The sequence below is a fragment of the Methylobacterium gregans genome, from assembly GCF_022179245.1.
Classification (GTDB): Bacteria; Pseudomonadota; Alphaproteobacteria; order Rhizobiales; family Beijerinckiaceae; genus Methylobacterium; species Methylobacterium gregans.
In genome coordinates, this window is record NZ_BPQM01000015.1 from 29887 (window position 1) to 41010 (window position 11124).

The window sequence follows — 11124 nt, forward strand, 5'->3', positions numbered from 1 at the left end:
GGACATCATCCAAGATTAACAATCACGATTTTCGAATGCTGCCCTTGCGGGCCCCTCTGTCACGAGATTTCGGGAGCGCACCATGGCCATCGAGACCATTCTGATCCAGGCGGAAGACGCTAAGGTCCTCGACCGTACCGCTGGACCCGTTGCGGACAACACGCAGGTCCGCGACCCTCTTAACCCGGAGTCCGCCGGGGGCAAGGTCGGGTTAGACTCGTTCAATCTTCGACCGAATTACTCGGGCGACGGATATGTTGACTTCGGCATCGGCAGCGGCTCAATCGGCGACAGCGTGACGTTCGAAGTTGATGTACAAGAGGCAGGAACATACACACTACACTTCAGATACGCGAATGGCGGCACGACTGCGCGGCCGCTAGCGCTCAACGTCAATGGCACGAACCTAGCTCAAGTGTCCTTTTCTGGGAGCAATGGCACGGGCGATGCACTCTGGAACTCTTGGCGAGTACAGACGCGTGACGTTACCTTGAATGCTGGCGACAATACGATATCATTGTCGATCCCATCGAACTCGCCCACCGGCCCCAACCTCGATGCCCTGGCGATTACCGCGGTCGGCGCCGAGCCTTCCTTCTTCCTGCCCGTCTTCACCAGCGCTACCGCGGCGAGCGTCGTCGAGAACACCGAGGGCAGTGTCCTCGATGTCGATGCAACCGATCAGGACAGCAGCGCGCTAACCTTCTCGCTCACCGGCAACGGCGCGGACAACGCGCTGTTCGCCATCGATGCGGGCACGGGAGCGCTTCGCTTCATCAGCAAGCCCGACTTCGAGGCGCCGCGCGGCACCGGCGGCAACGTCTACAGCGTGCAGGTCGCGGTCTCGGACGGGCAGAACACCGTCACGCAGGCGGTGACCGTCACCGTCACGAACGATGTGTCGGACGACGTCCCGACGGGCGGATCCAACACCCCGCCCTCCGCCATCGTCCTGACGGGCTCGGTCGCCGAGAACGCGCCCGGCGCGATCGTCGGGACCCTGTCGGCCAGCGACGCCGAGGGCGATACCGTCACCTTCTCCACCACCGACGCGCGCTTCGAGGTGGTCAACGGGTCCCAGCTCAAGCTCAAGGACGGCGTGAGCCTCGACCACGAGGCGGCGCCCGCCACGGTCGGCATCGTTGCCACGGATGCCCGGAAGGCGTCGACCACCGGGAGCGTGACGCCCACCGTCACCAACGTCAACGAGGCGCCGACGCTGTCGGGTACGCTTGCCAACGCGACCGTTCCGTCGACCGGCGGCAGCGTCTCGCTGGCAGGGCTGACGAAGGCCGACGTCGACGGCGACCCGACGACCTTCGGCGTTCGCGCGGCCAGCGGCACGCTTCCCGCCGGCATCTCGGTCGCGGACGGCGCGCTCGTCGTGGCGGACGGCGTCGCGCCCGGCACCTACCCGGTCGAGATCTTCGCGACCGACGGCACCCTGAACTCCGGCCCCGTCGCCCTCACGCTGGCGGTCGGCGCGCCGGTGAAGCCGTTCACCCAGATCCTGATCCAGGCCGAGGCCGGCAGGCTGACGATCCTCGACACGGACACCAACACGATCGACACCACCATCCGCAATCCGTGGAACCGTGAGACTCCCTCGCCGGCGGGGGTCGTCGACGGGCTGCGCCCGGGCTTCAGCGGCAGCGGCTATCTCGACTTCGGCGACACGGCCGGCGACAGTGCGAGCTACAGCTTCACCGTCGCGGAGGCGGGCAGCTACGACATCCAGATCCGCTACGCCTCGAACAGCGCCCGCCCGCTCGTCCTCACGCTCGACGGTGTGGCGCAGCCCAACCTTGCCTTCGTGGCCACCGGCACCAGCACGCCCGGAGCGACGGAAGGCTTCAACAACTGGTCAATCCAGAAGACGACGGTGCAGCTCGCGGCCGGAACCCACAGCTTCTCCCTGGCCATTCCCGCCGGAGCGACCACCGGTCCCAACATCGACGCCATCGCCATCACGGCGGCCGGCGCGACGGCGGACTTCTCGGCCGGCAATTCCACGCCCGTCGTTTCCGGCACCGGCTTCTCCGTCGCGGAGGGCACGCTGGCGGTCGGAACGGTCTCGGCGAGCGACCTCGACAGTGATCGCGTCGACTTCGCGCTGACCGCCAACGCCGCCACCGACAACGCGCTCTTCACTCTCGACGCGCGCACCGGCGCCCTGCGCTTCAAGGCCGCGCCGAACTTCGAGGCGCCTGGCGATGCCGGTGCCGATAACGCCTATACGGTCGAGGTCGAGGCCTTCGACGGCACCGCCCGCGTCACCAAGACCCTGACCGTCACGGTCACCAACGACCCGTCCGACGACGTGGTCAACCGCGCCCCGGTGATCGCGTCGAGTGCCTTCACCGCCGACGAGAACCAGACGGCGGTCGGCACCGTCCAGGCGAGCGACGCCGATGCCGCCGACAGGCTCACCTACGCGCTGACCGCGAATGCCTCGAGCGACAACGCGCTCTTCTCGATCGACGCGGCGACCGGCGTTCTGACCTTCAAGACCGCCCCGGACTTCGAGACCCTTGCCAACAAGACCCTCGCGGCGGAAGTCGCCGTGACCGACGGCAAGCTCACCACCACGAAGACGATCGCCGTCACCGTCGCCGACGTGAACGAGGGCGGGCCGGTGGCGATCAAGCTCGGCGCGATCACGCCCTATTCGGCGCAGGACCGCCCGCAGGACGGTGGACAGGGCCCGGCCCTTCTCGACGGCGGCGCCGGACTGTCTCTCGACGGCAACCTTTGGAAGCGCGCCGCGATCGACAAGGCCTACGAGCTGACCGCGACTACCAAGCTCGTCTTCGACGTCGCGATCGGCACGGGTGCCAAGGTTCCGGAGATCGTCGCGGTCGGCTTCGACTTCGATCAGGATCCCTTTGACGCGGACCGGAGCATCTATCAGCTCGGCGGCACCCAGAACCAACAGGGCTTCATCGACCTGCGCGGCAAGGGCACGCCGAACGCGGACGGCACGCTGCGCTTCGAGATCGATCTCGGCGCCCATGCGGGCAAGACGATCGCCTCGCTTGTCTTCGTCAACGACGACGACAGCCGCGCCAGCCTCGGCTCGTCGAGCTATTCGAACCTCCAGTTCGTGGAGAGGATGGCCGAGGTCGCCAACCGCGCTCCGACAGTCGTCGGCGGCGGCATCGCCGACCGCACCGTTCCGGAGAACGGCTCGCTTGAGATCGACCTGCCCTTCGCGGACGCCGACGGCGACGCCCTGACCTACGGCTTCGTCATCAGGAACGGCGCCGGCACCGAGGTTCCGGCGCCGGCCACCCTGGCGATCGTCGACGGCGTGCTGACGGGCCCCGTCACGGCCCTCGGCGACGGCGTCTTCACCGTCACGGTGACCGCGAGTGACGGCAAGGTGTCGGCGAGCGACAGCTTCACGCTGACGGTCGAGAACGTGAACGAGGCGCCGGTTGCCGAGGATGTGGCTCTGGAGCCCTATTTCGGCTCCGTGGGAGCCGCCTTCGACGGCTTCGACGTCAACAGCTTCGCCGAGTATTTCAGCGATCCGGACGGCGACGCGCTCACCCTGTCGGTCGAGGGGCTGCCTGACGGCCTCAGCATGAACGAGGAGGGCTACGTTTCCGGCTCGCCGACGGCGGCCGGGACCTTCGAGATCAAGGTCCGCGCCACCGACGCCTCGGGCCTGTCCGACACGATCACACTGAACCTCGTCGTCGAGGGGCCGCAGACCGGCGACGTCGTCTCGGTCGAGGCGGAAGCCTTCACCAACCTCGGCGCGGCCGCCGGCTTCTTCGCCACGGGCTCAACTACGGCCTCGGGCGACCGCCTCATCCTCCTCAATCAGGGGAGCCAGGGCTCGGTCTCCACCGAGCTTGCCAAGAACGGCCTCGCGCCCGGCTACTACAAGGTGACGCTCTACGCCTTCGACGAGACCGACGGCGCGAGCACCGTCTCCGTCACGGTCGGCGACACCAAGCTGACGGTGGGCGGATCGAGCACCGTCACCCTGAACGACGCGGGAGCCGGGATCTTCGTCGACCCGACCGCGCCGCGCGGAGCGACCTCGCAGGCCGGCAACCTCAAGGCGATTGCCTTCGACACGGTGGTCTATGTCGGTGCCGACACGATCGCGACGCTGGCCGGCCAGGCCCAGGGCGGGGAGTCGCTGCGCATCGACCGCTTGGCCTTCACCCGCGTCGAGACTCCGAACACCGCCCCCTCGGCCGTGACGCTGACGGGCTCCGTGGACGAGAACGCGGCGGGTGCCGTGGTCGGCGTCCTGTCGGCCGTCGACGCCGAGAACGACGCCGTCACCTTCACCACCGCCGATCCCCGCCTCGTGATCGCCAAGAACGCGACCACGGGCGCCGTCGAGCTGAAGCTGGCCGCGGGCACCTCGCTCGACCACGAGACCGACGACGGTACGCAGGTCACCGTCACCGCGACCGACGCCAAGGGCAACGCCACGGTGGCGAGCGTCACGCTTCGCGTCAACGACCTCAACGAGGCGCCGGTCCTGTCCGGCACCATCGGCGCCCAGACCTTCGAGGCGGGCGAAGGGGGCGAGATCAACCTCGCGGCCCTCAGCGCCACCGATCCCGACGCGGGCGACGCGGCGACCCTCGTCGTCAAGCTGGCGAGCGGCGCGGATCTGCCGGCCGGCTTCACGGTCGAGAACGGTGTCCTGAAGCTCGCCGGAACGGTTCCCGCCGGCACCTACGAGGTCGCCGTCTTCGCGACCGACGGCGAGGCGAGCTCGCAGCCCGTCTCCTTCACGGTGAGCGTGGAAGCGCCCGGCACGGAAGAGCCCGAGCCCTTCGAGCCGATCGTCATCCAGGCGGAGAGCGGCGCGATCGTCCTCGCGGCCGCCGCCGACGCCTCGTCGACGCAGATGCGCAGCGCGACGAACCCTGAGATGGGCACCCAGTTCCCGGGAGGCAGCGGCCTGCGCCCCGACTTCTCGGGCACCGGCTACCTCGACTTCGGCAACGACGCGGGCGACCGCGTCACCTACACGGTCACCGTGGCCGAGGCCGGCACCTACAACCTCAACATCCGCTACGCCTCCAACGACCTCAGGCCCCTGAACCTCGTGGTCAACGGCGGCGCGGCCACATCGGTGGCCTTCGCCTCGACCGATCCCAACGCGACCGGTGTTGCGCCTGAAGGCTTCGACGTCTGGGGGACGCTGACGCAGGCGGTCCAGCTCCAGGCCGGCGTGAACACCTTCTCCCTCGCGATCCCGGCCGGCCGGACCAACGGGCCCAACCTCGACCGCATCGAGATCACCGCGCCAACCGACACCACCGCCGACGCGGACGGCAACCTCTTCCTCTCCGGTCCCGACGTGCCCCTGACGGGCGCGGCCAAGGAATCGATCAACTTCACGATCGCCGGCCGCGACGCCGACATCGTCAAGACGGAGATCAGCTTCGACGGCGGCGCCACCCGTGTGACCGTGCTCCCCGACGCCGACGGCGACTTCGTCGCGAACGGCTCGGCCCTCGCCGCCGGCGCGTATACCGCGACGGTGTACGTCACCGACCGGGCCGGCAACACGGCCTCGACCTCGATGCCCTTCACGGTGGGCACGGGACAGGTCACGGTTCCGCCCTTCACGATCCAGGCGGAGGACACGGCCAAGGTCACGGTGCAGGATACGGGACTGCCCACGGAGGCCGCCTTCACCCGCGTCGTCACCGCGACCGCCCCGGATTCGGGCGGCAACTACCGCGCCGGCGCGAACGGCGGCGCCTACATGGACTTCGGCGGCAATGCGGGCGACGCGATCACCGTCAGCGTCGACGCTCCGGAGGCCGGCACCTACGCGGTGACATTCCGCTACGCCAACGGCGGCACCGCCGACCGGCCGCTCGACCTGTCCCTGAACGGCGGCTCCGCGACCTCGGTCGCCTTCGTGCCGGGACCGGTCGTCGGGACGGGCACCGCCGCCACGGGCTGGGAGTCCTGGATCGAGAAGACGGTCGACCTCACCCTCGCCAAGGGTGCCAACACGCTCAAGCTCGCCATCCCGACGGGCGCGACGGCCGGGCCAAACATTGATCAGATCACCTTCACCCACAAGAACGGGACCACGCCGAGCCAGCCGTTCGACCTGACGATCGAGGCCGAGACCTTCACGCCGATCGATACCACCGGCACGGCCGCCGAGCTCACCCAGGCCCGGACCGCCGCCAATCCCGAGACGCGGGTCCTGCCACGCGACGTGGACAACAACAGCCTCTGGGACGGCTTCACCGGCACCGGCTACCTGGACATGGGCACGCAGGCGGGCGACGCCGCCTCGTTCAACGTCTCGGCGCCCCAGGCTGGGACCTACACCTTCAGCTTCCGCTACTCGAACGGTGGTGGCGCCCCGAACGGTGATCGTCCGATGACGGTCCTCGTCAACGGCGTCACCAAGACGGTCTCGTTCCCCGGGACCGGGGTCGACGGCTGGGATGCCTGGCGCACCGCGACGGTCGAACTCGACCTCGCGGCGGGGCAGAACCTCGTGCGCATCGCCAATGCGGGCGCCAACGGCCCCAACATCGACAGTGTCACGATCAGCCGCGACGGCGGCGAGCCGGTCGACACACGCGACCAGATCCGCTTCCAGGAGGTGATCAAGGTCAATTTCGAACCGGCGCCGGGCCAGGCGACGCAGGGGCTGCCGCCCGGCTACGCGACGCCCCAGGGCTACCGGGCCGATACCGGCGCCGCCTTCGGCGACCGCGGCAACGGCTTCACCTACGGCTGGGTCACGGAGGCGAGCGTCGCCGACGGCACGGCCGACGGCACGATCGCGGCCGCCCAGCCCGCCAACGCCCACTGGTACAAGAACACCGTGCCGGGCGCGACGAACCTCCAGAAGACTTACGCGCATTTCGAGTATCCGGGCGCGGGCGCGGCCGGCGCGCGGGCCTGGGAGATGGCGCTTGAGAACGGCACCTATCAGGTGACCATGTCGATCGGCGACACGGCGGGCGCCTTCGACAGCAACTACCGGATCAACCTCGAGGGCCAGTCGGCCATGCCGGCCTGGACGCCGGCCAACCCGATCGACGGGTCGCAGAACGGCGGCGGATTCCGCTCGACGCTCGTGACCAAGATGGTGACGGTGACCGACGGGCGCCTGACGATCGACTCGATCGGCGGCACCAACACCGAGATCCAGCATCTCGAGATCGAGCGCGTCGCCGATCTGACCCCGGGCGACGGCCGCGCGGCCGACCTCGACTACTCCCTGTTCGTCGCACCCGTCGCCGACAACCTCGATGGCCAGCGCACCATCGCGCTCGGCGCGAACGGCGAGCTGCCGACCGGCATCGACCCGGGCTCCAGCTTCGTCGTCGGCGTCCAGCTGCAGGCGACGGGCAACCGAGGCCCCAACATCGCCCATGTCGACCACGTCAAGCTCGTGGAGACGCTGACCGGCGCCGAGGTCTCCATCGACATCCAGATCTCGGGCGGCGCCGACTCCCTGACCATCCGCCCGCTCCAGCAGCTCAAGGAGAACACGAGCTACACGCTCAAGGTCCAGGACGTCCTCGATCTCGGCAGCATCTCCGATCCTGATGGCGCCCTACGGCAATTCCAAGATCTCACCTCGACCTTTGTGACCGGCAAGGCAGTCGAGAACGTGCCGCGCGAGGTGGCCTTCAGCACCCAGACGCTGCTCGACGGCTTCGTGGACGGGGCCGGCGGCTACACGTCGATCGAGTTCGGGCCGGACGGCAAGCTCTACGTCGCGACGATCACCGGCGAGATCCACCGCTGGAGCGTCAACGCCAACGGCACGATCAACAAGGCGTCCCAGGAGACGCTGAGCCTCGACTACCTGAAGGAAGCGGACGGCGACCGGCGCGGCATCGTCGGCTTCGTGTTCGATCCCGAGAACCCGAACACCATCTGGATCTCGGACAACGCGCCGATCCCGCGCGAGGCCAAGGCTTTCGACACGCCGGAATTCTCCGGCCGCGTCAGCAAAATCACGCTGGGCACCGGCGGCTCCTTCGCGGGCGTCACCGCCGAGACCTACATCCACGGTCTGCCCCGCTCGGGCGGCGACCACCTGACCAACAGTCTGGAGTTCCGGCCCAACCCGGACGCGGCGACGCCCGGCGAGCCGAAATACCTCCTCTACGTCAGCCAGGGCTCCAACTCGGCTGCCGGTGCCCCGGACGACGCCTGGGGCGCACGCCCCGAGCGCCTGCTCAATGCCGCAATCCTCGAGGTCGACCCGCGCCGCATCGCGCCCAACGGCGGCTTCGACGTGCGCACCGAGCCGGTGTCGCTCGCCGATGACCCGAAGAAGACCTTCCCGGCAAGCGCGTTCAACGCGGACGGAACCTACCCGGGCTCTTACAATCCCTTCGCCTCGGACGCCGTCCTCAAGATCTTCGCCACCGGCGTCCGCAACGCCTACGACCTCGTCTGGCACTCGAACGGTAAGCTCTACGTGCCGACCAACGGCACGGCCTCGGGCGGTCGGACGCCGAACGACCCGACCCAGCCGGGCCTCGACACGGTCATCGCGAACTCGCCCAAGCAGTACGACTACTTCTTCACCGTCGAGGAAGGGAAGTACTACGGCCACCCCAACGTGCTGCGCGACCAGTACGTCCTAAACGGCGGCAACCCGACGTCCGGTCTCGATCCGAACGAGGTCGTGGGCGGCAATGACGGCAACCGCAACACCGACGGCTACCAGACCGGCGTCAGGCCGGACGCGAACTACGACCTCGATGGCGTCTACAACCTCGGCTACAACCGCTCGCCCAACGGCGCGACGGAGTACAAGGGCAACGCCTTCGGCCCGAACCTGAAGGGGTCGATCCTCTTCGCCCAGTTCTCGACCGGCGACAACGTGCGCGTCATCAAGGTCGACGGCCAGGGCAACATCATCGGCGACGACGTGCTGCGCCGTCCCGACGGCTCGGTGATCAACAACTACATCGACCCGCTCGACATCATCGAGAACCCGGTCACCGGCCAGCTCTACCTGATGACGCTGAACCGCGGCACGGGAGCGAGCCAGCTCATACTCCTGACGCCGGCCCCGGGCGGCGTGACGGCGGATCTCACGGCCGACGAGGGCGGCAACCTCGCCCTCGTGGCGCTCGACGTCTCCGACCCGGCGGCCGCGATCTTCCAGATCAACGGCCTCGACAGCGACATCACGGCGATCCGCGTGTCGTTCAACGGAGGCGCGGAGACCACCGTCACGCTCGACGGGCAGAACCGCTTCACCGCGGATCTCGGCAGCCTCTCGGGGGCGGTCACCGCCCGCATCAGGGTCACGGACGACGCGCTGAACCAGGCCGCCGCCTCGACGACCTTCACGCCGGGCGAGGAGCCGACGACCCCGGACTACGTCACGCTCGTGACGATCCAGGCCGAGGACCGCACGCCCGCGGACGGCACCGCCGTCACGGTTCCCACCGGCTCGGCCGCGCAGATCCAGATCCGCGATGCCGCCAATCCGGAGCAGGGGGTCACCGGCCCTGGCTACGTCAACGGGCTCCGGCCGGGGGCCTTCGGCACCGACGGCAACACCAGCAACACTGACGGAGTGCCGGGCGGCTACGCCGATTTCGGCTCGACGAACGCCGACTTCATGACCTTCGCCTTCTCGGCGGACAAGGCCGGGCCGGCGGTCCTGAAGTTCCGCTACGCCAACGGCGGCACGGCGGACCGGCCGTTGCAGCTCGAGGTCAACGGCTCGATCGTCAAGCTCCAGTCCTTCGCGCCGACCGCGACCGCGACGGTGACCGACGGCTGGACGAACTGGGCGGAGATCGAAATTCCGGTCAGTCTAGTGGGCCGGGCAGAACAGCGTCACCTTGCGCTCCGTGAACGCCACGGGTCCGAACATCGACCAACTCGTCGTGCTCGTGCCGGCTGCGACCGGCACCGTGCCGAACGACGGCGAGACGGTGGTCAACGGCGTCACCTACCTCCGTTACGAGGCCGAGAAGGCGGCGCTCGGCGGCGCGCCCGCGGTCGTGACGGAGAACCGCAACCAGTCGGGCGCCTTCGTTGACTTCGTCGGCCCCGATACGGAGACCATCACCTGGACGGTGGAGGTCGGCACGGCCGGGACCTACGGGGTCGACATCCTGTACGCGCTCGGCGTCGGCAAGACGGCTCGCCCAATGACGCTCGCGGTCAACGGCGAGGCCCGCGAGACGCTGCCCTTCACGGCGAACAGCTCGGCGGCGGAGGACGTCTGGGGCCCGCAGACGGCCACGCTGCAGCTCAAGGCTGGGGTCAACACCATCGCGCTGACCGCGCCGGGCGGGATCGCACCGAACCTCGACTACCTGCGCGTCACCAAGGCGCCGATCTCGGTCTTCACGCCCGACTACGCCGACATCGTGGGCAGCGGGCGGATCGAGCTCGAGACCCAGAACGGCTCGGCGCATGTCGTCAACGGCAGCGCCGTCGAGTTCTTCTTCACGGTTTCGGCCGACGGCGTCTACAAGATCGACACCGCCGCCAACGCCAACGCCGCGAACGGGCAGGGTCTCACCTGGCTCCTGAACGGCGTCGCGGTGGACGAGAGCGCCTTCCCGGGCGTCGGCACGGCGGGCGAGACCTCGGTCTACCTCGAGCTCAAGGCCGGCACGGAGTACCGCCTGCGGATCGTGTCGGACGCGCCGGGGGCGAGCGCCCTCGACTACCTCGACATCGGCCGCGCGCCCGGCAACCCGAACGCCGACATCGCGGTCCAGAGCCTCGACCCGGCCTTCTTCGACAACCGCCTGCACTTCAGCTTCCTGGAGGATCCGGACTTCGTGGCGCCCGATGCGGCGGACCGGGACTTCAAGGCCTCCGGCACCGTGCGGATCACCAACACGGGTACGGAAGCCCTGACGCTCACCGATCACGAGCTGAGCGGCCCCTTCTTGCTCGCCAACCCGGCCCAGCTCGATGGACTCTCGATCGCGCCGGGGGCGTCAGTGAACGTCACCGTCAACTTCAACCGCGCGGCCTACACGCCGCCGACCACCAACGTCGACGCGACCTCGACAGTCTTCCAGGGCGCACTCAAGCTCATCACCAACGATGCCGATGACCCGGTCACCACGATCGATCTTGCCGGCTTCTGGCAGGCCCGCGACGAGGGCGGGC

The 11124-nt window shown here is 68.7% G+C and carries 1 protein-coding gene and 1 pseudogene; both read left to right on the forward strand.

Annotation, left to right across the window (positions count from 1 at the left end; all coding sequences use genetic code 11):
* Window positions 1–82 precede the first annotated feature (82 nt).
* Window positions 83–6547, forward strand: a pseudogene (locus MFF54_RS27590) (CBM35 domain-containing protein); the annotation flags it as partial.
* Window positions 6548–9878: 3331 nt separating this feature from the next.
* Window positions 9879–11124, forward strand: a 1246-nt coding sequence (locus MFF54_RS03740; protein WP_283206248.1) for a CBM35 domain-containing protein, incomplete at its 3' end; no start/stop codon positions are given.